This is a genomic window from Pseudomonas sp. AC247, assembly GCF_979258015.1.
The window spans coordinates 2,010,629-2,034,832 of sequence record NZ_OZ409829.1 but is presented as its reverse complement, the minus strand read 5'-3'; the positions used below and the strand labels follow the sequence as shown (position 1 = coordinate 2,034,832).

The window sequence follows — 24,204 nt, the reverse complement described above, 5'->3', positions numbered from 1 at the left end:
AATACGTCAGTGCCCCGCCACTGCAGGTCGCCCGTCCCCGCGCGGTCCGGACTTGAACCCATGCCCGCGCGCCCGCCAGGCAATCACAAACCCTACGCCCACCAACACCACCATCGCCCATGGAAACGAGGCGACGCCCCAGCGGTCGAGCAACACGCCGCCGAGCACACCGCTGCCGGCAATTGCGCCGTTCCAGGCCACCACATTCAGCGACAACGCCACGTCCGCGCCGTCACCCGCCGCGTCGGCCAAAGCCGTTTGCAGCAAGGTCGCCGCGCCGCCAAAACTCAATCCCCACACCGCCACACCGAGGTAGATCACCTCCGGCAGACGGCCAAGCAAACCCAGTGCCACGCTCACCAGCGCAAAGGTCGCCAGGCTCACCAGCGTGGTGGTGCGCAGCAGCGGCTCGACCAGTTTCGCCGTCAGCCAGATGCCCACCAGTGCGGCGATTCCAAACACCAGCAAGACCAGATCCACGCGATCCGCCAGCCCTGCCGGTGCCACGAACGGTGCGATGTAGGTGTAGAGAATGTTGTGCGCCAGCATCCAGCTGATCACCACCGCCAGCACCGGCCGCACACCCGGCGTGGCCAGTACGTTGCGCAGCGAAATACGTTGATGCGCGGGCTGCGGTGGGTAGTCGGGCACTTTCACCAGCACCCAGACGATCAGCATCAACGTCAGTGCCGACATGATCCCGAACGCAGTGCGCCAGCCCACCAGCCCGCCCAGCCACGTGCCGAGCGGCACGCCGAGTGACAGCGCGATCGGCGTACCGACCATGGCCAGTGCCAACGCTTTGCCCTGTTGCTCGGGCTCGACCATCCGCCGCGCGTAACCGGCCAACAGACTCCACGCGAGCCCCGCCGAAACACCGGCAAAAAAGCGCGCCACCAGCGTCACGCTGTAGTTGGACGACAGCGCCGTGATGGAGTTGAACAGCAGGAAACCGACAATCGTCAGCAACAGCACATTGCGCCGGCGCCAGCCACGGGTGGCGATGGTCATGGGGATCACCGCGAGCACCGAACCCAGCGCATACGCGGTCACCATCTGGCCGGCCATCGAAGGGGAAATCGCCAACCCTTCGCTGATCAGCGGCAACAGGCCGGCCGGCAGGGTTTCGGTGACGATGCAGATGAAGCCCGTCATGGCCAGCGCGAGCAACGCGCCGATGGGCAGGCTTTTCGGCGCGGCCGAAAAAGTGAGTGAGGGTGTCACTGGGGGTACTCCTTGAGAAGAGAAATTCAGACTTAAATACCGATCGATATAAAATACTGGCGGCAGACGCCGGTCGTTGTCAACGACTTATGTATCGACTAGTATCCAAATCACTTTCCGAGGAGTGTTTGATATGGCGAGAACCGGTCGCCCCCGCGCATTCGATCGCGACGACGCCGTCGGCCAGGCCATGCAACTGTTTTGGCAGCACGGCTACGACTCGACCTCCCTCGCCCTGTTGAAGGCAGAACTGGGTGGCGGCATATCCGCGCCGAGCTTCTACGCCGCATTCGGTTCCAAAGAAGCCCTGTTCGATGAGTGCGTGCAGCGTTACCTGGCGACCTTCGCCCAAGTCACCGAATGCCTGTGGGACGCAAGCCTGCCGCCGCGCCAAGCCATCGAAACCGCACTGCGCCAGTCGGCGCGCATGCAATGTGACGACGGCCATCCCAAGGGCTGTATGGTCACCCTCGGCGTGATGAGCGCGCCCAGCCCGGAAAACGCCCGCGTCGTCGAAGCCCTCACCCAGTCCCGCGCCCGCACGCGTGCGGGGATTCTGGCGTGTGTCGAGCGTGGTATCGCTGCCGGCCAGTTACCCGACCAACCTGAGTCCCGCGCCATTGCAACGGCGTTCGACAGCTTCCTGCAAGGCATCTCCATCCTCGCCCGGGACGACACGCCGCTTGATCGCGTTGATGCGGCGATCACCCAAGTCATGCGGGCGTGGGATTTCGCCGCGACCAGTGAGCTGTCAGTGAATTGCAGTGAGTGAATGGCCTGCCTCAATCGACGGCGCGTCAGTGGAATAGATCCATATGCCTGATACCTGAATCGGGCCGACTCCGTACCGCCGCATCAGGGCTACAACACAACACGCTTTTGCCTACAAATCTTACAGACGCGGCTGACTTGCCTGCTTTTCCTTTCAGTTTTATCGTTTCCTCGTCACTGCCCATCATCGAAAGCGTTGGGTAAACAAGGTCCCCTACAAAGCTTGATCAAACTGAAAAGGAGTGGTTGACGCCTCTATCGACCCCACCTAATCTGCTCCCATCCCGCCCAAGGCAGTACGCCGTCCTAACCATCCAGGACGTGCCAAACCCTTGGGCGTTTTGTTATCAGGAAGAAAACATGCCCACAGCGGTATTGGTCGATGGCGCCTTTTTCATCAAGCGCTTTCGAAGGATTGAACCTCAAAACGCGTTCAATGCTGAGCGTGCTGCAGATCTTGTCCATCGGTGGGCCATTGCTCACCTCTTCAGCAAAATCCCATCGCGCTCCAACGGCCGGCTTCCGAGCCTTGAACAGCGGTATAGAAAAGAGTTGTATAGAATTTTTTTCTACGATTGCCCTCCTCTAGACACCAAGCAACACAATCCCATCACCAAAAAAGCAGTGGATCTTTCAAAATCGAAAGAAGCGGTATTTCGTAAGGAGTTGCACGCCAGATTACGCAATAAGCGCAAATTGGCATTGCGACTCGGACATTTGTCAAAAGATGTGAAATGGACGATCAAACCTCTGAAAATTGCAGAGTTATTGAAAGGGAAAATCCAGATCAGCGACCTTACAGAGCATGACGTCAGCATCGAGACCAGACAAAAAGGTGTCGATATGAGAATCGGTGTAGATGTCGCGTCCTTGTCATTCAAGCAACAGGTTGATCAGATTGTATTGATAGCAGGTGACGCTGATTTTGTTCCCGCGGCGAAAATGGCGAGACGTGAAGGCGTTGATTTCATACTCGACCCAATGTGGCAAAGTATCCCGGATGGATTGATGGAACATATCGACGGCTTGCGCTCAACATGTCCAAAACCACCGATACGGCCGAATGATCCGGGAATGCAAAAAACACGCGCCGATCAATGCAGAGCAAGCCTTGAGTGTTACGCAACCACCTCAACATAACTCGACTCTCCATTAGCCCCAGCCAACCGTCACCTCCGCGCAGCAGGATTTGCGGCCGAATTCTGCCAACCCAACCGCAACGCCGTGTTTGACGGCCCTCCCGGCCCCACCTAGTCTGCCCAAGGCACCCTTTCAGCGTTCACGGAAGGCCGGATGAACAACTTCGCCATCGTCGCCGCCGTTCTCTCGATGATCCTCGGGCTCTCCGTCACTCGTCTGCTGCTCGGCGTATTAACGGTATTCCGTATCCGTCGTTTGGCGGCGCCGGATTGGGTAGCGCTGGTTTGGGCAGTGATGTTGTTCACCACACAACTGGAATTCTGGTGGGCGGTCAATGCACTGTCGACGGTTAAACAAACCTTCAGCTTCCTCGAATTTCTGCTGCTGGTGATGCTGACGCTCTCGCTATTTGTCACGGCCGCCCTGTTGCTGCCCAGCCGCAGCGAGGACGAACAGCACGGTTTGCGTGTCTACTTCGAACAGGATGGCCGTTACGCCTTGCTGTCACTGTCGACCTATCTGTGCCTCGGGTTGATCGTCAATGTCACGCTGTTCCAGGCCAACCCGCTCGCACTGTGGGGTCTGCTCGACGTGATCATGATTGCCTTGCCGATCTGCGTATTTGTGGCGCGCTCGCGCAAAGCCTATGCGACCATTACTCTGCTCTACGTGCCCATCAACATCCTCGACACGCTTGTTTCGCTTGCCGCCTGACCATGCCGCCAATCAAAAACAATCCCGGTTCCAAGGGTTTAACCCGTTTGCGCTTTATTCGATTGCCGATCTCGACGTACACGCGCAAGGCAAACGCTGGATTCTGCTAGGGTGCAGCAGCGACTGACCTGCTCTTTGCCATTCACTTACTGTCTGTTTTTATGGAACGATCGATGGACATCACCAATACCCAGGAAGAAAACACCCTCGAACAATCACTGCGCCTGGCGGCAGACGAGCCCGCGCACCGACCCGACTTTTTCAAAACCCTGTTGAGTTCAACCATCTACGTGCTCGGCACCACCGGCACCGGCGAAGGCCCGGCCCATCTTGAGGCGGGCAGCAACATCAGCATCGCGCATTGGCAAAAACCCGACGGTTCCCCCGTCATCCCGTTTTTCTCTTCACTGCAAACCCTGCAAAAGTCGATCGACAGCGAACAGTCCTACATCGAAATCCCGGCCAGAGCCCTGTTTGAAATCACCCTCGGCGCACAGCTTTTCCTCAACCCAAAGTCGCCGTATGGCAAAGAGTTTTACCCGGAAGAAGTGCGCAATCTGCTCTCCGATGCGATCGGCCAAAAACCGACACAACGCACCGTCGAAAAAGACACCCAAGTGCTGCTCGGCCAGCCGTCGGAGTATCCGACACAGATGATCAACTCGCTCAAGCAACTGCTCGCCAAACACCGCAACGTAAAACGTGCGTTTCTGGCGTTGATGCACGACGCCTCGACGGATCAAAAGCCTCACCTGATCGTCGGCATCGAAGCGGACGGCGACATTGAATTGATCATGCGCGAAGCCGGTAACGTCGCCGGCGACACCGCGCCGGATGGCGAACCCGTTGATCTGTACCGCGTCAGCGAAGGTGAAACCGGCCTGAGCGATTACTTCCTCAAGCAAACCGTGCCCTTCTATGAACGCAAATCGGCAGGCTGGCTGCGTTCATTGTTTGGCTTTGGCAACGCATGAGTGAGCGCAACGCCGCGATAACCGCAGATCAGGCGTGCGCCATCGTGCTCGCCTTGTTTGACGGTGTCATGCGAGATGGCAAACCCTCGCGTTGCTGAAAGGCCCGCAACGGTTATGGCTCACGGGCACACGCAGGCTCCTGGAAGACGCGCAGCGACTGCTTGGCGAACAAGGCATCATCACGCAAATAGAGTTAGTGCCTGATGTCGGTGAAGCCATCGTCATCGGCGTCGAAACCTGGCACATCGAAGCGGTGCTGAAGGCGCTGCGCAATCGGTTGAGTTGAGCGGGGAATGACCCGCTGCCACAGTGCTTGATCAGGCAATAGAACCCCTCCCGACGAGAAAGGTCTGCTCTAGTATCACTCTCGGGAATAGATCCAATGTCCACGCAACGCAGCCTTGTAATACTCGCTCGGGGAGGATATGCCGCTCGAGGCGTGCTCTATCTGATCATCGGCATTTTCGCCTTGCTGGCAGCCCATGATTCGACAAAACCGAAGGACAGCCACCGGAGCCTCGAAGCACTGCTGGCCCAGCCGTTCGGCTATTTTTTAGTGGGACTTGTGGTGGTGGGGCTGCTCGCTTTTGGCGCCTGGCGTGTCCTGCAAGCCACGCGTGATGTCGATCATCACGGTAAAAACTTCAAAGGCCTGGTGATCCGTGCCGGCCTGTTGGCGGGAGGTGTCGTCAACAGCGCTCTGGCGTTTTTTGCATTGGGCCTGCTGATCAGCGGCATCAAAAGCTCGGGCAATTCGGCGGGGCAAACCAAAGACTGGCTGGCCCATCTTCTATCCTGGGAATACTCGAACGTGTTGGTGTACCTGATCGCCCTCGTTCCGCTGGGTGTAGGTATTGCCCACCTGGTCAAGGGATGGAAAGCGTCGTTCGAAAAGTATTTTGAAGCCGACGAGGACGTCATGCGCTACGTCCGGCCGGTGTCGCGGTTCGGCCTGATAGCCCGTGGCGTGGTGTTTATAGAGATTGCCTTGCTACTGGCACTCAGCGGTTCCGCTTATCAAGCGATGGACCCACCCGGTATGAAGGAAGCCCTCGACGCCTTGCAGAACTTGCCTGCTGGATGGCTGATTTTGATGGTGATGGCCTTGGGGCTGATCGCTTTCTCGGTTTACAGCTTCTCTGAAGCTTTCTGGCGCAAGATCAACATGGACGTGCCCGGCGTATCGAGAGCTTAGGTTGAGGCCATCACGGCGCTCAACCGTTCGGATTAGAGCAGGCGTGGCGTTAACCGGCGGTTGGCGAGCCTGGGTGCCGGCTCTTCCTCAGCGTATGGGCGGCAGAGGAATTCGCGTATCAGTTCTGCTGTTCGCCTGGCGCTGGTGACCACGAAAAAATGCCCTTCCCCCTTCAATACATTCACTTCGGCATGGCGCAGAGAACGGCGCAGGATATGTGCGTTGTACATCTGCACCAACGTGTCGCGATCACCCGTGAGGATCAGCGTGCGCTGGCGCAGACGAAACAGGCGCAGCAGACTCGTCCATCCGACCAACGCCGCGAGCTGATAATAGTAAGTCCGCGGATTAACCGAGAGCATGCCTTTCACCACACCAAAGCGCAGCAGCGTCTGAATCGAATGGCGGTTCCCTTCGCTCTTGCGCGGCTTGGCGGTTTTGCTTCGAGCAAAAAACTCCATGATGTCGGCGGGCTTCACCAGCATCACCGGGCCGGCGGAGGTAGCGGCGAGGATCAGCCGGCGCACCCTTTCTGGATGACGCAGAGCGAACTCTTGCGCCAGTGCCCCGCCCCAGCTCACGCCGAAGACATCAACCTGAGCCAATCCCAATTGCTCGAGCATCTCGGCGATCAGGTCGGCATGGCGTGGCAGCCGCATCGGCCAGCGAGGCATGTGCGATTGGCCGACGCCTGGCACGTCCAGGGTAACGGTCGTGTAATCGCCCAGTTCAGCGCGTAACGTATCGAAGGTACGGATCAAGCCACCCAGGCCATTGAGGAGCAGCAGCGGCGAGCCTTGTCCGCAGATCGAAACGTTCAACGGCAAACCTTGTACGGTTAGCGTGTGTGTTGTCATGGCGTTCCCTTGCTGCAACCTCAGTTCAAACAGAGATGCCCCCGCTCGCCTGTGAATCAACCGCAGGCAATCCCAGCGACACCCCCAGATTAGCCAAGTATTCGCCAAACCCTCCGCGACATTTGTAATCCTTGCGGGCGCTGGTGATCACGGGATTCATTGCCGTCCAGACGATATGGGCGCCCACCCTCTTGAGGTCAGCAACCAAATGGACGTCCTCGTGCGCAGTAAGGTGCTGGAAGCCGCCGGCGTTCCGATAGGCCTCGGCACTCAGGCCGAGGTTGGCGCCGTGAATGTGCCGGTGATTCTCGATGAACTGATAATGCTCCATGTACGCTGAGCGAACCCAATCACCATGGTCATTCCAGCTATCCACCTCGACCGTCCCACAGACGGCATCAGCGTTGAATTCAATCTGCCGTGCCAACCAATCGGGTGGCACAACGGTGTCGGCATCGGTGAAGGCAAGCCATTTCGCCCCAGCGGCGAGCAAGTGATCTGCACCGGTCGCTCTCGCCTTGCCCACGTTTTGAAAACACACCTCGATCCCGTCGACACCGTGCGCTGAAACAATCTGTGCGGTCTGATCAGTGCAATCGTCTAAAACCACGACGACACAGACTGGCTGGCCCGCCAATGCAGGATGTTCAGCGGCGAACAGCACAGACGTCAGGCAGGCAGTGATGTGCCGCTCTTCATTATGGGCAGGTATCACAACACCGATCATACGTAACCTCCGACTACCAAAATGACAGACTCCAGCAGTCGACCTGCTTGCGCTCCAATAGGTTTAAAAAATGATAAGAGCGCCCGCATTGCCGACCGCTAGTCATCTGCGCCGCCAACACTCTGAACTTCCGTTCGAGGTTGCTCCTCTCCCACTTACCATTCCGCTGAAGCAGGTAAGACGTCATGAGAGCACTCACCTACCACGGCGCGCACAGCGTCAAAGTCGACACGGTTCCTGACCCGGTGATCGAAGAAAACGACGACCTCATTCTGCGCGTCACCGCGACGGCGATCTGTGGATCTGACCTGCACCTCTATCGGGGAAAGATTCCAACCGTCGAGCATGGCGATATCTTCGGCCATGAGTTCATGGGGATCGTCGAAGAGACAGGTTCAGCGGTGACCGCCGTGCAACCCGGCGACCGAGTGGTGATCCCCTTCGTCATTGCCTGTGGCAGCTGTTTTTTCTGTCAGATGGACTTGTTCGCAGCCTGTGAAACAACCAATACCGGTCGCGGAGCGATCCTCAACAAAAAGACGATTCCGTCCGGCGCTGCGCTCTTCGGTTACAGCCATATGTACGGTGGAGTGCCGGGTGGCCAAGCGGAATACGTGCGCGTACCCAAGGCCAACACTGGGCCTTTCAAGGTGCCGGGGGCGTTGTCGGATGAAAAGGTTCTGTTCCTTTCCGACATCCTGCCTACCGCTTGGCAAGCGGTCACCAATGCAGGGATTGGCCAGGGTTCGAGCCTCGCCATCTACGGTGCCGGGCCTGTCGGTTTGTTGAGCGCCGCGTGCGCGCGGATGCTCGGCGCCGAGCAGATTTTCATGGTTGATCACCACCCCTACCGTTTGGCCTACGCGCAAAAAACCTATGGCGTGATCCCGATCAACTTCGATGAGGATGATGATCCGGCCGACACCATCATTCGCCAGACCAAAGGAATGCGCGGCGTCGATGGCGCCGTCGATGCGGTGGGTTTTGAAGCGAAAGGCAGCACCACCGAAACAGTGCTCGCCACACTGAAACTGGAAGGCAGCAGCGGCAAAGCTCTGCGCCAATGCATTGCTGCGGTAAGGCGCGGCGGCACCGTGAGCGTGCCGGGCGTGTATTCAGGCTTCATCCACGGTTTTCTGTTTGGCGACGCGTTCGACAAGGGCCTGACCTTCAAAATGGGCCAGACCCATGTGCAGCGGTTTCTGCCTGAACTCCTGGGGCACATCGAGACAGGTCGTCTCTCACCTGAAGTCATCATCAGCCACCGCATGTCGCTGGAGCAGGCTGCTGAGGGCTACAGGATTTTCGATAAACGAGAGGAAGACTGCCGCAAGGTGATCCTGACCCCCGGAAGTCCTCATGTCGCTGTACCGGAGATCGACGATAGCGCAGCGGTTCTGGCTACCTAGCGTGGTTGTTACGTAGCAACGACGAGATTGCTCGGGCATTTAACGAGGGGTCTCGTCGTTTTCCAATGCCATGGCAGCTTTTCGCTACCCTCCCTACCCCCTCGCTCTACGCTCATCCGACTCGAAGCTGGCTTTGCGTGAAGCCATCTCACTACGAAGTTCGCCAATCAGGTTGGCAATCGCTCTGCTAGTAGTAAGAGTCGCAGTGGAAACCCCGGTCACCAACAGCTCAACACTGCCCGAGGAAGGATCGGTGACCTTGATCGTCAACGAGCCATCCGGATTGAGCGTGCATGAGCAGGACAGCGGCAGGAAGCCACACTCAATGATATGTCGAAGCTCAAGGGCGGAGATCATCGCGTTTTTCCAAGTAGCAATCTGCATTCATTGTTGTCCATCAGGAAAAGTAGTCAAGGTGTCAAAAAAGGATTATTCGATCAGAAATATCAGTGCGAGGCTGGCTGAAACGTTCCACCGCCCAGTGCCCATTGATGCTTCTTGCTCAAGAAAAATATAACCGCCGTTCTGACATTTTCGCCTCACAGCTGTTCCAGTTTATTTCGAAATTTACGCGACGCCGGAGGTGGCCATCCCGTCAAAATCATGCTCGAAAGAAACGCGAAAAAACGTTGGAATTTTTTCGTCGCGCATCACTCATTTGGCTATGAGCGTAAGGAGGAACTCATGAGCCAAGCAGATCTTTTTGTCATCGAGTACAAACTTCATGGACAGCCAAAGTCATTCGTCATTCGCGCTAAAGCAATGCGCAATGTGGAGGCATGGCACTGGGCGAGTTGCGACGCCGGTTTAGTGCCGATTCCCAAACCCGGCAAACCACCGTTAAAGGTCATGTCACGACCCCATGCGGAACGGTTCGGCGTGACAGACGTAAAATGGCGTGAAACAGCGGCTTTAGTCTGGGCGCAGACGTAGGCTCGTCACTACCCCAAAGCAGTGTCGAGGAACATCATCACCCCGAAACCGAGCATCAAACCCAGAGTCGCCGGCGTCTCGTGTCCGTTCCTGTGGGTCTCGGGAATCACCTCATGGGACACCACGAAAATCATGGCGCCGGCTGCCAACCCGAGAGCAATCGGATAGCCCAATGCAAAACTGCTGGAAATGCCCAATCCGACGATGGCGCCAATCGGTTCCATCAAGCCCGAGCCCACCGCGATAAGTGCCGCGCGCAGTGCAGAGATGCCGGTCACGCGTAATGCCAACGCCACAGCCAGGCCTTCGGGAATGTCTTGAATGGCGATTGCAGTGGTCAGCGGGAGTCCGACCTTCATATCACCGTTGGCGAAGCTCACGCCAATGGCCATGCCTTCCGGCAGATTGTGCAGCGTGATGGCGAGGACGAACAGCCAGACACGATTGATGCGCTGCGCTTCGGGGCCACGGCGACCGCTTTTCTCGTGTTCATGAGGCACGAATCGATCCAGACCGACCATCAGCGCTACACCCAATGCCAACCCTGCAACCACCACGCAGGCGGCAAGCAACTGGTTGTCGCAAAGCGCCTGAGCGGCTTCAATGCCGGGCAGAATCAGCGAAAACGAACTGGCGGCCAACATCATTCCGGCGGCGAAGCCGAGCATGATGTCCTGCGTTCGGGCGGCGATATCGCGCAGCGCAATCGCGACCACAGCGCCCAACGCCGTCGCCGCGAAGCCAGACATGCCGCCAAGAAATGCGAAGTGCAGATTCTGTTGATTGGCACCGACGAAGGCGCCATACCCACTGATCAATAGAAAGACTGTTACGCCAATCAGAATTGACCAGAATGCCAGCCCGCCCCACCCGGAGCCTGAGACCCGGGAGACCCAGGAACGAAATGGCGTGCCTGATGAGGCTAACGGCTCGGGCATGCGACCTCCTATTTTCTTGAGTCGGTGTTTTCAGTGGAACCGGATAGCGACCGCAGGAACAGCCTGGAGACACGCTGCGCGTCCCGATCAAAAGCCACGCGGGTAGCATTGAACATCTGCAGAGCAGATGGACTGCGCTGCACGGGTTTCTTGTTAGCCATGGTGTAAGCCCCTTTTGTATCAGATGAAAAACCACGCGTCAGATGAGCACAGCGACCTCAGTGATAATCCTCACCGGCGACTGCACGCCGATACGCTTCGTCCGCATCCCTTCGCAGGTCGCGCCATTCGCTCAGCGTCAACAGCCCCAACCGATCCATCTCATCGGATTGGCGCAACAGTTCGTCGTGGTAGGCATCCGGGCAGTCCATGCGCAGCGCCCGATTGTCCAGCGCACGGTGCCAGTCATCCAAGGCAAGCAATCTTGATTCTTGCTCAGGCGTCAGCTGATTCTTGAAAGCATTCATGACACGCACCCCGGAGATTTCCCTGAAAACGTTAACGGGACTGCGCAGCAACATTGCCCTGAGCCCCTCAGAGCAGAGGACGGATGCGTTGACACGAGAGTTCAACGTGGTTGATGAGCGTTCATCCGGCGGTTCACACGCGGGATGGAAATGTGGCGATCCACGCATTGATCCGAGACACCCGGACGCTCAACGTTAAGGTGGTTTGCGGCAGCTGCAAATGACTGCCTCAGCGCCCTTCGCTGATCGACATCGAACTGATGCGATCACTTGGAGAATCACACTTTGAAACTTGCCAGTGCCAGAACCTACGACAGGCGCGTTGATCTTGTGGCCAGAGAGCTCGCCCCCTGGCCGTTTATCCCGATTCAGCCAGGCACAAGCACTAAGCCGGCTGCTTCAACTCGACGTTATCCAACGCCTTGTTCACCGCCAACTCCCCCAACATCACAACCTGCGCAATCCCCAACAACGTATTGCGATTCGGCCCTTCCAGCATCCCGGCAAAATCACCGAGCATCACCGTCGCCGAGGCCAAAGACTCACAGGCATTGACCAGCAACGTTTCCGTGTCGGATTGCGGGTTGACCATGAACAAAGTGCTGGGGCTGTACGGCGTCGCCATGATCTTCTCAGGCGCAAGATAATGATCAAGCGCCCGCTCTGCCGCGGCATGAAGCTTCTTCGAATCGAATGATTCATACGGCGACGCCGGATCTGTCACCGGCGGACTGTTAGTGGTTTCGGACATCAACTGAAACTCCACAAGCACCCATCAAGGCACTCCAAAAGAAATATGAATCCCCACCATGTAGGAGCTGCCGCAGGCTGCGATCCCTTGATCTGCTCTTCAACAATCGAAAACAAAAATCAACAGATCGCAGCCTACGGCAGCTCCTACACAGCGTTCGCGGCCTAGCCGTCAATGACGCAGCGCTCAGTTCGGCAAGCGGCGACCATCCAGGACTCGATTCACCATCAACTCACTCAGCATGATCACCTGATGCAGCATCAGCATGGTTCGGCGTTGGGAGTTGTCGACGACGTCGCTCATGTCACGTGCCATGTCACTGGCGGCGGCTAACGACTCGCAGGCTTCGAGGAGTAGTGTTTCTTCGTCCACGGCGGGATCGATGAGGAAGATCTTGCTGGTTTTGCGGGATGGGATTGAGAGCTTCAGTGAGCCGGGGTTGAGATAGAAATTGATGGCCCGGTCGGTCGCCTCTCTTATCTTTTGAGGCTCGAGGGTTGGGTCGTACGGGATCGGATCGGCGTCCGGTGGGTTTGGAGTAACTTTGAACATAACAGCACCTCTTTCTTGAAAGAATGAAGAGCCGTCACTTTCGCTACCAAACGAAGGGTGGCGGCCACACGTGGGTTGGTAGACCGGTCAAGACAGAGAAAACCCCGGCGCTCCACGAAGGAGCCCCACGCATGGCCACCATAAAAACGGAGCCTCCAAATGGAGACCACTTAAGGTTGTGCCTTACGGTTGTCGAGAAACGGGCTACCAAACCCGATCACTGTTTTCAGTGACGGGGAAACGATATAGCCCGATCCATAGTCGTGTATGCCGGCGGATTCTGGCGTACGCGTAGGCAACGGCGCAAGGCGTTGTAGCCTTTGTGGCGTAACGGTTTGTGTAATTTAAACGCGCTTGTGGGGTTATGTTTAAGCGACGAAAACGCCTGCCCCTTCTGCGATCAAAAAATGAATCCCCCCCCTTGTACATGGGAAATTGCCCCTACGATTACAACTGCAATCGCGCGAATGAACATGGCAGAACAGTCAATATTATGAACGCCCATCCGCCACCGCCAACCGGCAATGAGGCTTTAGCGTGCCGCTACAAGGTCGTGGTGCGCTCAGTTGGGAATCGCCCAGAAGTCGACCACACGTGGTAGTTGAGTCAACTCTGGCTTGGCTAAACCCTACGAACAAGCTTTCAACCGCTCTCCATCAGTGCCACTGCCTTCACTGGTATCAATCTCGCCGTTACGGTCGATATGGATTTCAGTTGTCGGCCATCGGGGCGTAATGCTCACGCAGCGATTAAGGCCCTTCGTATTCCACCAGTCGAGGCGCATGAAGAACTCATCGTCAGGAAAGATATGTCCTACATCACCCGTTGTCTTTCCTGGTAGCAGTTCACCGCGAACAATCGTGTGCTGCGTGTTCAGGACGTAATTAATATTCTTGGCGCCGTCTTTTGAGTAGTAAACGACAACACACGGTACAGCTACGTACCAGCACGCCACAGCGGCAGTGAGAACAAGCGTTATCCACCGCCCAATATGTCGTGGTCGCTTTTCACTTGCAGGCATGTTTTTGACCCCCTGTACCCCAGTCAGCAATTGGCACTGCCAACACTTTATCCATGATGATTTGCTGTGAGACTGCCGTTCGGATACTCCTTGTAGAATCCCATCCCAAGAATAATCGACACCCTATCTGGAGCATCGTCCCATGCTCGCATTACCTCGACGCCTTCCGCCCTTCGTGGGCCATTAAACCTCTTCGGTCATCCCGTGCCCTTCTGCTGTCCCGGAACCGGTAGTTTGCAGCACACGTGTGCCAAGAGTTGAATCAGTCCTCTTTGAACCCCGATAGGCCGTTAGCCGCGCGCCATTCTTTCACCGTCTCAGTGACACCTTCAGCAGAGTTGTCGGCACCCGGTTCCGGGTGAAAAATGAGGTCGTAACCCTCTGGATGACCCACAAGTTTGCTGAATTGCTCAAGCAGTTCACCCAGCACATCATCCGTGCCGCCCTTGTTAACGACGCGTATTTTTTAATGAAGGCGATGAATTCGACTTCGGTGAAATCAGAAATTTCTTCCATGTTATGGCTACTTTCTCTTGTGAAAGCGAAGTCTCTTATCAAACAAATCATGGCTCAATGGAATCACACCATAACTTTGTCCTACACTGCGTCCTTCTCACGCTTTAAGCCGGCAGGGGCCGGTACGTGAATAAGGAGATTCTGGTGTTTTTCAACGCTCGCCGCTGTTTCGCTCTGAGTACAATCACTCTCGCTTCCCTCAGTCTTACCGGATGCTTCACTGAGGAAATCGATTCACGCCAAACCCAAGAAATTCGTGGTTTGATTTACAAAGTCCACGCAGACGACCCATTCACTGGACGTATCCTCAATTACCCTATGTCGGTACTGGGGCTGTTCAGCGTTGGAACTTGCTCAATCGACGTAAAAAAAGGTCTGCCTGACGGAGAAATGCGCTGCTCGGATAACGCGGACAAGCTGCTGGCTGTAGGTGAATTCAAAGCTGGGAAGCGAGACGGTAAAGAAGAAAAATTCGACGCAAAAACCGGCAACAAGATTGCTGAGGGTAATTGGAAACGAGGACTACAGGACGGACTGCTAGAACAGTTCAATCCTCAAAACGGCGAGCGCACGATTGAGGTGCATTACACCGCCGGCAAAAAAGACGGCCAAGAGCGTGCCTGGGATGAACAGGGAAAAGTGCTCATTGCTGATCTCGACTGGAAAAATGGCAAGCAGACCGGATTCGACAACCGCGGAACCCAGCACCGCACGTATCTACAGGGTGAGTATCACGGGCCGCAAAAAGATTATGGCATTGACGGTAATCGCTTCTACGTATCGCATGAAGAGAACTATGAAAATGGCCAACTTCATGGAACTCAGAAACGTATCAATGCGCGAGGTAACGTGACTGAACTCAGCGAGTTCGAGCACGGAAAACTGAAGGCGCGAACCGTTGATGAGTATGGGAACTTTGACGGCAAGCACCTTCACCATGTCAGTCGACTGGCCATCAAGGAAGACGTCAATCAATACATTGCCAGTGATCTCAGCAATGACGGTCTGGAGCAGTATTGGGACAATGAAGGCCATCTGATTAGAGAGCTGCAATGGAACAAAGGAAGGCTCGTCAGTGCGACTGCAACTATATGGGTCGGTGACAAGCAGATAAGCCAATACCAAGGCGTTGCACGACCGGGCTACGATAGCCATCAAGATGACGTGGTCAAGCATGGTCAAGAACGCCTCTATGACCGCAATGGGGAATTGGACGCTGTAGTGGTATGGAGCGCAGGCAAAGTCACTAACACGATCGTAAATCTACCTTCTGATCGTCGCAGCCAATACCCAGGCAAGATGGCCATGCTTAATCCCAACATGAGTTGGGGGAATCCAGTGGAAGAAATTCCGGATTTCGAAACCCCTAGTCGTTACGGTGGCGGCGGCTTCGCTATCGACTACGTAACAATCGTTGATACTCCCGCCCCAGGACAACCGATCCAAAGCCAACCCGTACAAAAAACGGTCCTGGCAGCCTCTACTAGCAATAATGTAGATGCATGCGTGCAACAGAAAGTAGACGCCGTGCATGCTGAAGATCCTGATGCACTGGTGCGTGCCGACATGCTCGATGAGTTTGAGCAAGACTGCCAGTGAGCCTCCACGGCAAATATCTGTGTTGCGCGTGATATCCAGCCGAAAGGGGCATCGAAGATGCCCCCTGTTAAAAAATGGGGACGGGTTTATTTCAGAAAATAAACCCGTCACTTTTGCGTGGAAGCCGTTGGCGACATTGGTGGGCGCGCGTTGACTTTGCAACAAGGGAACACGCTCCCTAGCCGTTTATCCGGAATCAGCCAAGCACAAAACCTAGGCCGGCTGCTTCAACTCGACGTTATCCAGCGCCTTGTTCACCGCCAACTCCCCCAACATCACCACCTGCGCAATCCCCAACAACGTATTGCGATTCGGCCCTTCCAGCATCCCGGCAAAATCACCCAGCATCACCGTCGCCGAGGCCAATGACTCACAGGCATTGACCAGCAATGTTTCGGTGTCGGATTGCGGGTTGACCATGAACAAAGTGCTGGGGCTGTACGGCGTCGCCATGATTTTCTCAGGCGCAAGATAATGATCAAGCGCCCGCTCTGCCGCCGCATGAAGCTTCTTCGAATCGAATGATTCATAAGGCGACGCCGGATCTGTCACCGGCGGACTATTAGTGGTTTCGGACATCAACTGAAACTCCACAAGCACCCATCAAGGCACTCCAAAAGAAATATGAATCCCCACCATGTAGGAGCTGCCGCAGGCTGCGATCCCTTGATCTGCTCTTCAACAATCAAAAACAAAATCAACAGATCGCAGCCTACGGCAGCTCCTACACAGAGTTCGCGGCCTAGCCGTCAATGACGCAGCGCTCAGTTCGGCAAGCGGCGGCCATCCAGAACTCGATTCACCATCAACTCACTCAGCATGATCACCTGATGCAGCATCAGCATGGTTCGGCATTGTGAATTGTCGACGACATCGCTCATGTCACGAGCCATGTCACTGGCGGCGGCCAACGACTCGCAGGCTTCGAGGAGTAGTGTTTCTTCGTCCACGGCGGGATCGATGAGGAAGATCTTGCTGGTTTTGCGGGAAGGGATTGAGAGCTTCAGTGAGCCGGGGTTGAGATAAAAGTTGATGGCGCGGTCGGTCGCCTCTCGTATCTTTTGAGGCTCGAGGGTTGGGTCGTACGGGATCGGATCGGCGTCCGGTGGGTTGGGCGTGACTTTGAACATAGACGGTACTCCACTCAGCAAAATGAAGAGCCATCACTCTCGCTACCAAACGAGGGTGGCGGCCAGGCGCGGGTTGGTAGACCGGTCTAAGCGGAGTAAAACCCCGGCGCTCCCGAAGGAGCCCCACGCATGGCCGCCATAAAAACCGCCCCCAAAAAGGGACTGCATAAGGCGTCAACACACGCTTAGAAACGGGCTACCAAACCCGATCACTGTTTTTCAGTGACAGGCAAACGATATAGCCCGATCCATAGTCGTGTATGCCGGCGGATTCTGTAGTAGGCGTAGGCAACGGCGCAAGGCGTTGTAGCCTTTGTGGCGTAACGGTTTGTGTAATTTAAACGCGTTTGCCGAGTTATGTTTATTCGAGGGGAATGACTGATTCCTTCATGGCGTTCTCATGCAAACCACTACTGGTTCAGCTCAAAGCCGCCATTCGTGAGGGCCGCTGTCGGCGCAAAAGCGGCCCGTCAAGACTCAATCGTTTCGAGGTCATACTGAATGTTCCCACTCGTGCCGGTGAGTAAAACGTGCTTCACCGCTGCGAGCTATCTCTCGTCGCGCCTCGCAGAAATGACTTTTGCCCAAGTAGCCTATTTTGCTACCGACAGGAGAAGCTCTATGTCTAGGCACAATGCCCCCGTCATCCCAAACCGACACGGATAAAGGCACCGATACACCCAACTGGCTGCTTTCTGATCTAGCCAATGTATCGCCTAACCCCTCGCCGAACTTCACGACTCGGCTTGTTCAAGTAGCAATCGCTTGGAACGGTCTAGGACCCCATATAGCGGTTTTTTTTTGACATAGAAGTTTCGTTTAGCTGATTAGACTCAAATGCAGCACAGGCTAAGTGACCATCGAAAATGCCTTCTGCAATTCTCAACTGTCGGCGTCGCCGTTGGGATTACTCGCGATCAGGCTGGCACCGCAAGCTGTTTTCATTCCGTCGAGCGCTACGGGCACGCCACCCACATCCAGCGTGGCACTTCCCTCAGATATGGGAAATGTTCCTTTGCATTTAGGACAATCGACCTTATGCCCCACCCCAGACATGGGTTTGCCATATAAGTCAGTTTGGCTGAAAGCTTCAATTACGGTTCCGCCGTGACTGGTGGAGTCGCCGAGTCGAATGATATCCATGTCTCTTCCTTTGAGTTGCACCCACTGTGCGGAACTATAAACGTTTAAAGATTGCGATTTGGGCGAGCCCCTGCGGGTGTTTGACCGCAGGGGCATTGCTCGTCTAGCTATCGGGAGATGGTGATGGTGATGGTGGTGATGAAGTTAACCATCGAGGTCTTCGGTATTAGTGGGTCATTGCATCCGCACTACCAAAATCGGAGTTCTCCACCGAACATGAAGAAAATGAGCGTCATTCCAAACTCGCCTAACAGTAGTGGTGCGATTGTAATCAGACCTTGAGTCACGACGGCAATTTTGAAGCCGCTCGACAAGCCATAGCGCCGCCAATACAGCACATGCAGAACCATCGTCAGACCGTTCGCTAACCAGACTGCGCCAATGGCCATCAGGTAATTCTGCTGTGCAATTCGCAGCAACATGAGCAGCAAGCCGAAAAATAAGACGAGAGCAGACCCTACAATAAGTGGAGAATAATCCCGCTTTATCGGGTCAGATACAGGTCGGTGCATTGCGTTTCCATCCATATAAGCGCAAAGAAAAACTAATCAATTTGATGAATAAGCAGATTCTACAATTTATCCATCCAGTTCTCAGATGATGAGAGACCGGCCAGAAATTCCTCCATGGAATAATCATCTGTTCCAGGCTTGGGGTTATGGATGGATGTCACCGGATTGGGGTTTGTCGGGCTGCTGGGGGGCTTTTTACCGGTAGGCGGTGGTGTCAAGGCTCCAGGGCGGAAGCGGACGCTGTTAATAATGGCATCCCAAATTTCGAAGAATTCCGCTTCGGTGGGACCTCCAGACACATTCTCAGCATTAGGAAAGTCGCCCAGTGACGACGGCTTTTGCGACGTCAGATAAGTCGTATCCATCGCGAGATTAATACTTGGCAATGGTGTAGGAGTTCCGCGCCCGACAAAGTCCCACTCGCCGCCCGCATTGGTCTTGAACTCATGAGGCCCTTCACCTTCCGTTCCCGCCATGACGTATTCCTCACCGGCCAGATCCCCAACCACGCGCTTCGCCGCTCGATATTCCTTGCGCCCAGCAACGACGCCTGGCTCCGACAGCAGACGAGCTATGAGCCCTGCCACCTCTATATCCGACTCTCGACGTTTTTCAAGCATAGGCTGTCCCGGCGTCCAGACCAGTGCATGCCGCACTACTACACCGAGTTTGCGAGGTAGCACAAACCCCCAGTTAACGTCCTCCTGCTCCCCATCAGCGAGATCGTAGTAACCCTCTACGAAGGCGCCACTCAGGCATATACCTGGGTTCTTGGGTATTTCGTCTGTTGCCCGAGCATGCAGACGTGGAAGAAGTTTAGCGATCTCTTCCGTGCCATTTAGCTGGGGTTTAATTTTGAACAAAGTGCCGTCACGCCAAAAGTAACCCTCTGCGTCGTAGTTGATATCATTGCGCCAAACTCCATAAAAATCAGGACCGTCGGCGTGTCGAAAACCATAGGTAAATACCGCACTGTTATCGAGCGGACTGGACCTTTCTGCTGGGCGCTTAATATCTTCGCTATTGCTTTGCCGTGCTTCGACCTCTTTCCAACGTCGTTCCACCTGCTCAAGGAACTCTCGTTGACTGACACCTGTGGTTACGGAAAGAGTCACGTCGCCCAGTTGCGCACCACTGGCGTGTGGCGTCCAGGTTGTGCCTGCTGGTAGGTCGATCAGTAAACGACCTACACAATGGGTCTGCATATTTTGGGTCAATTCACTCATTGCATAGCTCCGATCGGGGTGGGTCAAGCGCCATTGGTGCCAGCCGTAGATACAAGCGCCCAAGGCCAAGAAAACAAAAACAGCATGCAGCAGATGACGTCGAACGATCATGCTGAAAGCTCCTTGGCGGCTGCTGCTATGCGCAAAATCGAGTACACGGTGATGTGCTGTACATTCAGGTTTTTGTAGGATCCCTGATGGTCGTAACCTGTCATCTGGGCGGCGAACACAGCCTTTGGTCCAGCGTCTTCAGCGGCATGCGCCGGGACAGTGCCATCACCTGCTTGGTCCTGACCTTGGAGATCGGCAAAGTACTTGTCACCAAAGGAGTTACGGGTGACACCGGTGCCATTCTGATTGACCCATTGCTGTTCATTTACCTCATTAACCATCCACACGCGCCCCTCATGGCCGTCACCACCCAATCGCAAAGCAAGTGCATGTTCGCGTGTAGGGGGCGGTACCAACGAACGAGGCCCGCTTAGAGTGGGCGGTATGCTGATATTCCATGTAACTCGATGGAAAGCTTGATGGCCTTCATCCGCGCCATAATGCACATAGCTGTTAGGGTGATAGTAACTAGATAGCTTGCCATGAAATTTTTGAGCTTCTAGCAATCTATCGCGATAGTTCCCCCAGGCCCTAACTAATGCCGATTCGTTTTGTGCCGCGGCAGTTGCAGGGCTAATCCACGCAGGATCCATCAGACGCCACCATGCTCGGCTCTCTAAATAAATTTGAGAGTATGGATCAGCGCCTCCAGAGCCTGCTGCAGGCAACTGAAATGACTCCTTTCCATCACAAGTGACACGCAACCAGCCAGCGCCATATCGCTGGTTAGGCAACAACTCTAGTGGTCCGGCAGCATTGGCAAAAATAGGGATAATTTTTTTACCCGTTCCACCGAGCCCGATGGCTCCGGCAGTATCTTCCCAACCTGCACGTACTCGTCGGTAAGCTGTCGCCGCCCCTATGGCCGGTTGGACACCGTGTACCACCCCCTGGATCAAGTTGGGATTACGTTTCGCACACATACGCGCCACTAACCCGCCCATCGAGTGAGTGACCAGAATTACACCATGATCACACTTAACGCCTAGATCCTTCCTGCATCGCTCAAGAACGGCCTGAATTCGACCTGCAAGGTAATCAGCCGCCTGGGAGTTGGAGTTAAGCCAGTTATAGCCCACTGCGTACACGGGGTAACGAAACTCGGCCGCAACCAACAAATCATCCTGTGTCAGGCGGTTGTATCCCTTGAGCTGGCCCCACTGGGAGAGGTCGTACGGCATTGCTCCCTGAATAGCTGGATAAGGTTTGCTTTGGGGCGTCAGGATGAAACGTAACGAGCCTTCCAACGCATTGAGAATATTTCCATAGGAGTCGAGCATCACTGACCCCCAGCCACGATTCAGCGCCTCTTCAACCGGTAGTGCAGTTACATATTTGCTCACCGTTTTACGGTCTGCATCCTCAGGCATCGACAGTGCGCGAGTATTTTGTGGATCGAGCAGTTGCTTGCGTTCGGCTGGCGTCAAACTGTTGTAGCTTTTCCATTTGGTGATCCCCGCTACCCAGCCTTTAGCATCATCGGGGAACCATGCCCATCGGTTGTCACTGCCCATGATGCGAGCGTTAGAACCAGTTGCCAATAACGGACTGCCCATGATGCCAGGCACGAAGACTATGGGAATTGCTTGATCCGGAGGCGCATGGACTTCAGCGCGAACATTGTTGGAAGTGCGGCTCATCGTCACACGTGCAGTAACGTTCCCATCTGGGCCAATTTGGGTGGGTACTGGCCTTGTTGGCTCGCTCATTTAGGCTCTCCCTGCCATTGTTTCCTGATTTTCACTAATGATCCTGGCTTTTTAATACTGCGGATTTGCATGATGGTCATGTCTCACTTGGACCAAGCAGATGGAACTCATAACCTTCTGTTGAGAGTCCTTGCTGCATGGGAGCCCAACCATCGCCGTCAGTAACACCTTCCACCTTGGCGCCATCACTTCGCGTGAGTGCGTATCGGTAATTAGGAACGGGCTTTCCATTACGTACTACCCGTACGCGCTCGTTAAACGGAGTTTGCTCCCACGTATTGAAGGTGGTGGACGCATGAGCTGGCGCGATAAAGCTGTGCTTGGCCGACTTGACGATAAAGTTGCCGGGCATCCCCAGTTCGATGTTGCCTCCCTTAAGGGTTAGATAGGCACCGCCGCAAGTCAGGGTGATGTGCTCCTTGGCAGAGATCACAACGTGTTGAGTGCTCGCGCTAATCTCCACGCTTTGATCCGCCTCCAAGCTGATGTTGTTCTTTTGAGCCTGTAGAAGCATCGCCCCCTGGTGAGTGATATGTCGCATCTCACCGCTTTGAGCGAATAGACCCAAGTCGGTGCCCGCATTAACTACGAATTTTTGGCCCGAGGTAAATTGCTGATTTTGTTGCGCAACGCTATCGATATGCTCGCCAGCAGCCAGAGTGACGCTATTAGGAGACACTGCCGCGATACCGGCCTGACCACTCAAGGCAATCGCAGGTTTACCGCCGTTAGTTTTCCCAGACTCGTCATTGGCACCATTACCCAAATCACGAACCGCCTCACTAAGCGTCTTCTGTGGCTCCGTGTCATGGCCGACACCCTGATGATCTGCGCCGTAGTCACCCAACTCCTTAGCCAGTTGAAGAGCTGCCTCCAATACCTGAACGGCAGTGGCACGATTGAGATGCCCACCGTTGGCATTTAGTTGTTCTTCAGTACTGAGTAGCAGCCCCTTGGCTGCGCGCAGCGCGCCATGCTCGTCTGTGCGCAGCTCGAAACCTTCACCGCGTGGCTCTCCGCCACTTGGACGCGGGTGAGTCAGATAGCCCAGGTGCAACGCGGTACTGCCATGATCACTCATCAATGCAGCACTGATTTGCTTGGTAGTGTCGTCGATGCGCAGCTCGTTGGCCCTAGTCCCCTTGTACTCCTTACTTTTGATGGTGCTCAGAATTTTGTGATTCGGGAGTTGATACGGCGGTGAGTTGGTCGCACGGTAGGTGCGGCCAGTGATGATCGGCTGGTCACAATCCCCGTCAAGGTAGTCGACGATAACTTCTTGTCCGATTCGCGGAATCGCCATGTGGCCCCAGTCCGCACCGGCCCAATTTTGCGACACTCTGATCCAGCAAGTGCTGAATTCGTTGTTCTTGCCCTCTCGATCCCATGGGAACTGCACCTTCACCCGCCCCCATTCGTCGCAGTAGATTTCTTCACCTTCAGGCCCAACCACGCTAGCGATCTGGGGCCCGTCGATGCGGGGCTTCGGCAATGGCGCAGGGCGCCACTCTGTTTCCTCGGAAATGATCTCGGCGGTAAAGTCGTAACTAACCCCCATCTCCGCACCGGCAGATTCTTCTTGCTGGCTGGAGTGCTGTACACCTTTATGGGTAATTCGGACCGAACGCCACCACCGGTTGAAATCTTCTCTAGGGTGGCCAGTAAGCTGGAACGACAAGCCAGGAATGAGACGAGGATCATCTCCTTCGACCACCGCAATCTGCGCGTCACGGCGATGACCACGTAGGCGGTTTTCAGTAAAAGGTTTGCCGACAGCACTGGCCTTGTAGCGTCCAGGGTAATCGTATCGTTCGTAGTCCTGGGCCTGATGGTTCAGGTCATCACCGGCAAGATTTTGCTGCTGGTCAAAGGTGGGGCGTTTAAAAGTGTAATCGCGCTGCGTCTGCTCAGCCGTGCGGACGTTTTCGGTGTAACTGAACGCATAGAGCACCGGATGCTCGGCATCTGCTGCTGGCTGTGTGGTGTAAAGCACCGGCCCACCCTCGATGCGCTCCTGGACATAGAGCTTGTCGCCATGAACTAGAGTGTGAGTACTTGCGTCGAATTTGAAATAGTAGAAAAGGCCTTCCTCGGTAGAAAGCCTATCGAACAGGTAGAGGTCGGTATCGCCGGCCTGAGCGCAGTACTCGCGAGGCAAGTGTTCTACGTTGATGTTTTGTTCATAGTTCATAACGCCATGTTCGGTAAGCACGGACTTAAGTATGTCGGGCACATTTTTTTGCTGGAATATGCGCCAGTTGGAGCTTAGGGCCAACCGGGCAATTTGAGGTTCAACTACAACTTGGTATCGCGTGCGTCGGAACCCGGTTTTGCCTTGAGTGAAGCTGGACACCAAGCCATGAACGTAACGGACAGCCATGGAACCTTGCCAGATCGTGAGCAGCGCTGGTTGATCGAGTACCTGCTGAAAGTCGATATTGGAGTTGTCACTGGCAAGCTCGACAGTCAGCCGAAAAGGCTCGCAAAGCGCCTCCTCCAACGTGAATTCTACGACCTCGAACTCGGTCCGCCCGGACAGCACGGAAAAGGTGAATCTCAAATCCCTTTGACGCATATAACAGCTC

26 protein-coding genes are annotated in these 24,204 nt (G+C 55.3%); 9 read left to right on the top strand and 17 right to left on the bottom strand.

The genetic code is table 11. The features are described from left to right. Positions 1-6: 6 nt before the first annotated feature. Positions 7-1,224 (bottom strand): MFS transporter, encoded by a 1,218-nt coding sequence (locus ACZZ0B_RS09475; protein ID WP_463544987.1) that lies wholly within the window; start codon positions 1,222-1,224, stop codon positions 7-9. Between the two features lie 133 nt (positions 1,225-1,357). On the opposite strand from ACZZ0B_RS09475, the gene ACZZ0B_RS09470 reads away from it, so the two are divergent. The 5 genes from ACZZ0B_RS09470 (at position 1,358) to ACZZ0B_RS09450 (ending at position 6,018) form a co-directional block, all read left to right on the top strand. Continuing rightward, positions 1,358-1,996: a TetR/AcrR family transcriptional regulator gene (locus tag ACZZ0B_RS09470; RefSeq protein WP_463544986.1), complete on the top strand. Its 639-nt coding sequence runs from the start codon at positions 1,358-1,360 to the stop codon at positions 1,994-1,996. 359 nt (positions 1,997-2,355) lie between these two features. Next, positions 2,356-3,135: an NYN domain-containing protein gene (locus ACZZ0B_RS09465; protein ID WP_463544985.1), complete on the top strand. Its 780-nt coding sequence runs from the start codon at positions 2,356-2,358 to the stop codon at positions 3,133-3,135. Positions 3,136-3,288: 153 nt separating this feature from the next. Then, positions 3,289-3,849: a hypothetical protein gene (locus ACZZ0B_RS09460; RefSeq protein ID WP_463544984.1), complete on the top strand. Its 561-nt coding sequence runs from the start codon at positions 3,289-3,291 to the stop codon at positions 3,847-3,849. Between the two features lie 173 nt (positions 3,850-4,022). Beyond that, entirely contained in the window at positions 4,023-4,823 is an 801-nt protein-coding gene (gene sseB, locus ACZZ0B_RS09455; protein ID WP_463544983.1) for an enhanced serine sensitivity protein SseB, read from the top strand. A 382-nt stretch (positions 4,824-5,205) separates the two neighbouring features. Then, on the top strand, positions 5,206-6,018 hold the full coding sequence (locus ACZZ0B_RS09450) for a DUF1206 domain-containing protein (protein WP_463544982.1): 813 nt from the start codon (positions 5,206-5,208) through the stop codon (positions 6,016-6,018). 32 nt (positions 6,019-6,050) lie between these two features. Here ACZZ0B_RS09450 and ACZZ0B_RS09445 read toward each other — a convergent pair whose 3' ends face one another. Both ACZZ0B_RS09445 and ACZZ0B_RS09440 read right to left on the bottom strand, forming a co-directional pair. Then, positions 6,051-6,875: an alpha/beta fold hydrolase gene (locus tag ACZZ0B_RS09445; RefSeq protein ID WP_463544981.1), complete on the bottom strand. Its 825-nt coding sequence runs from the start codon at positions 6,873-6,875 to the stop codon at positions 6,051-6,053. A 25-nt stretch (positions 6,876-6,900) separates the two neighbouring features. Beyond that, positions 6,901-7,602 carry a glycosyltransferase family 2 protein gene (locus ACZZ0B_RS09440; RefSeq protein WP_463544980.1) on the bottom strand — a complete coding sequence of 234 codons (702 nt, stop codon included), beginning with the start codon at positions 7,600-7,602 and terminating at the stop codon, positions 6,901-6,903. Between the two features lie 185 nt (positions 7,603-7,787). On the opposite strand from ACZZ0B_RS09440, the gene ACZZ0B_RS09435 reads away from it, so the two are divergent. Then, complete coding sequence (locus tag ACZZ0B_RS09435) at positions 7,788-9,011, top strand: zinc-dependent alcohol dehydrogenase (protein ID WP_463544979.1); 1,224 nt, start codon at positions 7,788-7,790, stop codon at positions 9,009-9,011. A gap of 93 nt (positions 9,012-9,104) precedes the next feature. Here ACZZ0B_RS09435 and ACZZ0B_RS09430 read toward each other — a convergent pair whose 3' ends face one another. Next, entirely contained in the window at positions 9,105-9,368 is a 264-nt protein-coding gene (locus ACZZ0B_RS09430) for a DUF1652 domain-containing protein (protein ID WP_463546921.1), read from the bottom strand. 327 nt (positions 9,369-9,695) lie between these two features. Between ACZZ0B_RS09430 and ACZZ0B_RS09425 the strand changes: the two genes are divergently transcribed. Continuing rightward, positions 9,696-9,944, top strand: a complete 249-nt coding sequence (locus ACZZ0B_RS09425; protein ID WP_463546920.1) for a DUF6555 family protein — start codon at positions 9,696-9,698, stop codon at positions 9,942-9,944. A gap of 8 nt (positions 9,945-9,952) precedes the next feature. On the opposite strand, the gene ACZZ0B_RS09420 is transcribed toward ACZZ0B_RS09425, so the two are convergent. From ACZZ0B_RS09420 to ACZZ0B_RS09395, 6 genes are all read right to left on the bottom strand, one after another. Beyond that, a complete protein-coding gene (locus ACZZ0B_RS09420) occupies positions 9,953-10,882 on the bottom strand; it encodes a ZIP family metal transporter (protein ID WP_463544978.1) in 930 nt (309 codons plus the stop codon). Between the two features lie 218 nt (positions 10,883-11,100). After that, positions 11,101-11,349 carry a hypothetical protein gene (locus ACZZ0B_RS09415; RefSeq protein ID WP_463544977.1) on the bottom strand — a complete coding sequence of 83 codons (249 nt, stop codon included), beginning with the start codon at positions 11,347-11,349 and terminating at the stop codon, positions 11,101-11,103. 385 nt (positions 11,350-11,734) lie between these two features. Next, positions 11,735-12,100, bottom strand: a complete 366-nt coding sequence (locus ACZZ0B_RS09410) for a DUF6124 family protein (protein WP_158829619.1) — start codon at positions 12,098-12,100, stop codon at positions 11,735-11,737. Between the two features lie 186 nt (positions 12,101-12,286). After that, positions 12,287-12,652, bottom strand: a complete 366-nt coding sequence (locus tag ACZZ0B_RS09405) for a DUF6124 family protein (RefSeq protein WP_008080779.1) — start codon at positions 12,650-12,652, stop codon at positions 12,287-12,289. 628 nt (positions 12,653-13,280) lie between these two features. After that, complete coding sequence (locus ACZZ0B_RS09400) at positions 13,281-13,673, bottom strand: hypothetical protein (protein ID WP_463544976.1); 393 nt, start codon at positions 13,671-13,673, stop codon at positions 13,281-13,283. Between the two features lie 262 nt (positions 13,674-13,935). After that, positions 13,936-14,067, bottom strand: a complete 132-nt coding sequence (locus ACZZ0B_RS09395; RefSeq protein WP_463546919.1) for a bacteriocin immunity protein — start codon at positions 14,065-14,067, stop codon at positions 13,936-13,938. Between ACZZ0B_RS09395 and ACZZ0B_RS09390 the strand changes: the two genes are divergently transcribed. Both ACZZ0B_RS09390 and ACZZ0B_RS09385 read left to right on the top strand, forming a co-directional pair. After that, the gene (locus ACZZ0B_RS09390; RefSeq protein ID WP_463546981.1) at positions 14,059-14,319 is read left to right on the top strand and encodes a hypothetical protein; all 261 of its coding nucleotides are present in this window, start codon (positions 14,059-14,061) and stop codon (positions 14,317-14,319) included. The genes ACZZ0B_RS09395 and ACZZ0B_RS09390 overlap by 9 nt on opposite strands. After that, complete coding sequence (locus ACZZ0B_RS09385; protein WP_463544975.1) at positions 14,316-15,788, top strand: toxin-antitoxin system YwqK family antitoxin; 1,473 nt, start codon at positions 14,316-14,318, stop codon at positions 15,786-15,788. Before ACZZ0B_RS09390 ends, ACZZ0B_RS09385 begins: the two co-directional genes overlap by 4 nt. A gap of 213 nt (positions 15,789-16,001) precedes the next feature. Here ACZZ0B_RS09385 and ACZZ0B_RS09380 read toward each other — a convergent pair whose 3' ends face one another. The 7 genes from ACZZ0B_RS09380 to ACZZ0B_RS09350 form a co-directional block, all read right to left on the bottom strand. Continuing rightward, positions 16,002-16,367, bottom strand: a complete 366-nt coding sequence (locus tag ACZZ0B_RS09380) for a DUF6124 family protein (RefSeq protein ID WP_158829619.1) — start codon at positions 16,365-16,367, stop codon at positions 16,002-16,004. 185 nt (positions 16,368-16,552) lie between these two features. After that, the gene (locus ACZZ0B_RS09375) at positions 16,553-16,918 is read right to left on the bottom strand and encodes a DUF6124 family protein (protein WP_463544974.1); all 366 of its coding nucleotides are present in this window, start codon (positions 16,916-16,918) and stop codon (positions 16,553-16,555) included. A gap of 882 nt (positions 16,919-17,800) precedes the next feature. Beyond that, complete coding sequence (locus ACZZ0B_RS09370; protein ID WP_463544973.1) at positions 17,801-18,061, bottom strand: PAAR domain-containing protein; 261 nt, start codon at positions 18,059-18,061, stop codon at positions 17,801-17,803. A gap of 188 nt (positions 18,062-18,249) precedes the next feature. Next, a complete protein-coding gene (locus tag ACZZ0B_RS09365) occupies positions 18,250-18,573 on the bottom strand; it encodes a hypothetical protein (RefSeq protein ID WP_463544972.1) in 324 nt (107 codons plus the stop codon). A 59-nt stretch (positions 18,574-18,632) separates the two neighbouring features. Beyond that, a complete protein-coding gene (locus tag ACZZ0B_RS09360; RefSeq protein ID WP_463544971.1) occupies positions 18,633-19,910 on the bottom strand; it encodes a T6SS immunity protein Tli4 family protein in 1,278 nt (425 codons plus the stop codon). Further along, entirely contained in the window at positions 19,907-21,619 is a 1,713-nt protein-coding gene (locus tag ACZZ0B_RS09355) for an esterase/lipase family protein (protein ID WP_463544970.1), read from the bottom strand. Before ACZZ0B_RS09355 ends, ACZZ0B_RS09360 begins: the two co-directional genes overlap by 4 nt. Positions 21,620-21,695: 76 nt before the next feature. Beyond that, entirely contained in the window at positions 21,696-24,194 is a 2,499-nt protein-coding gene (locus ACZZ0B_RS09350) for a type VI secretion system Vgr family protein (RefSeq protein ID WP_463544969.1), read from the bottom strand. Positions 24,195-24,204 lie beyond the last annotated feature (10 nt).

Coding starts and splice junctions, on each gene's coding strand:
- ACZZ0B_RS09380 (WP_158829619.1), bottom strand. CDS start 16,367: ATGTCCGAAACCACTAATAGTCCGCCGGTGACAGATCCGGCGTCGCCT.
- ACZZ0B_RS09440 (WP_463544980.1), bottom strand. CDS start 7,602: ATGATCGGTGTTGTGATACCTGCCCATAATGAAGAGCGGCACATCACT.
- ACZZ0B_RS09390 (WP_463546981.1), top strand. CDS start 14,059: ATGACCCACAAGTTTGCTGAATTGCTCAAGCAGTTCACCCAGCACATC.
- ACZZ0B_RS09400 (WP_463544976.1), bottom strand. CDS start 13,673: ATGCCTGCAAGTGAAAAGCGACCACGACATATTGGGCGGTGGATAACG.
- ACZZ0B_RS09360 (WP_463544971.1), bottom strand. CDS start 19,910: ATGATCGTTCGACGTCATCTGCTGCATGCTGTTTTTGTTTTCTTGGCC.
- ACZZ0B_RS09370 (WP_463544973.1), bottom strand. CDS start 18,061: ATGGATATCATTCGACTCGGCGACTCCACCAGTCACGGCGGAACCGTA.
- ACZZ0B_RS09375 (WP_463544974.1), bottom strand. CDS start 16,918: ATGTTCAAAGTCACGCCCAACCCACCGGACGCCGATCCGATCCCGTAC.
- ACZZ0B_RS09415 (WP_463544977.1), bottom strand. CDS start 11,349: ATGAATGCTTTCAAGAATCAGCTGACGCCTGAGCAAGAATCAAGATTG.
- ACZZ0B_RS09445 (WP_463544981.1), bottom strand. CDS start 6,875: ATGACAACACACACGCTAACCGTACAAGGTTTGCCGTTGAACGTTTCG.
- ACZZ0B_RS09435 (WP_463544979.1), top strand. CDS start 7,788: ATGAGAGCACTCACCTACCACGGCGCGCACAGCGTCAAAGTCGACACG.
- ACZZ0B_RS09470 (WP_463544986.1), top strand. CDS start 1,358: ATGGCGAGAACCGGTCGCCCCCGCGCATTCGATCGCGACGACGCCGTC.
- ACZZ0B_RS09410 (WP_158829619.1), bottom strand. CDS start 12,100: ATGTCCGAAACCACTAACAGTCCGCCGGTGACAGATCCGGCGTCGCCG.
- ACZZ0B_RS09420 (WP_463544978.1), bottom strand. CDS start 10,882: ATGCCCGAGCCGTTAGCCTCATCAGGCACGCCATTTCGTTCCTGGGTC.
- ACZZ0B_RS09365 (WP_463544972.1), bottom strand. CDS start 18,573: ATGCACCGACCTGTATCTGACCCGATAAAGCGGGATTATTCTCCACTT.
- ACZZ0B_RS09350 (WP_463544969.1), bottom strand. CDS start 24,194: ATGCGTCAAAGGGATTTGAGATTCACCTTTTCCGTGCTGTCCGGGCGG.
- ACZZ0B_RS09460 (WP_463544984.1), top strand. CDS start 3,289: ATGAACAACTTCGCCATCGTCGCCGCCGTTCTCTCGATGATCCTCGGG.
- ACZZ0B_RS09405 (WP_008080779.1), bottom strand. CDS start 12,652: ATGTTCAAAGTTACTCCAAACCCACCGGACGCCGATCCGATCCCGTAC.
- ACZZ0B_RS09450 (WP_463544982.1), top strand. CDS start 5,206: ATGTCCACGCAACGCAGCCTTGTAATACTCGCTCGGGGAGGATATGCC.
- sseB (WP_463544983.1), top strand. CDS start 4,023: ATGGACATCACCAATACCCAGGAAGAAAACACCCTCGAACAATCACTG.
- ACZZ0B_RS09465 (WP_463544985.1), top strand. CDS start 2,356: ATGCCCACAGCGGTATTGGTCGATGGCGCCTTTTTCATCAAGCGCTTT.
- ACZZ0B_RS09430 (WP_463546921.1), bottom strand. CDS start 9,368: ATGATCTCCGCCCTTGAGCTTCGACATATCATTGAGTGTGGCTTCCTG.
- ACZZ0B_RS09425 (WP_463546920.1), top strand. CDS start 9,696: ATGAGCCAAGCAGATCTTTTTGTCATCGAGTACAAACTTCATGGACAG.
- ACZZ0B_RS09355 (WP_463544970.1), bottom strand. CDS start 21,619: ATGAGCGAGCCAACAAGGCCAGTACCCACCCAAATTGGCCCAGATGGG.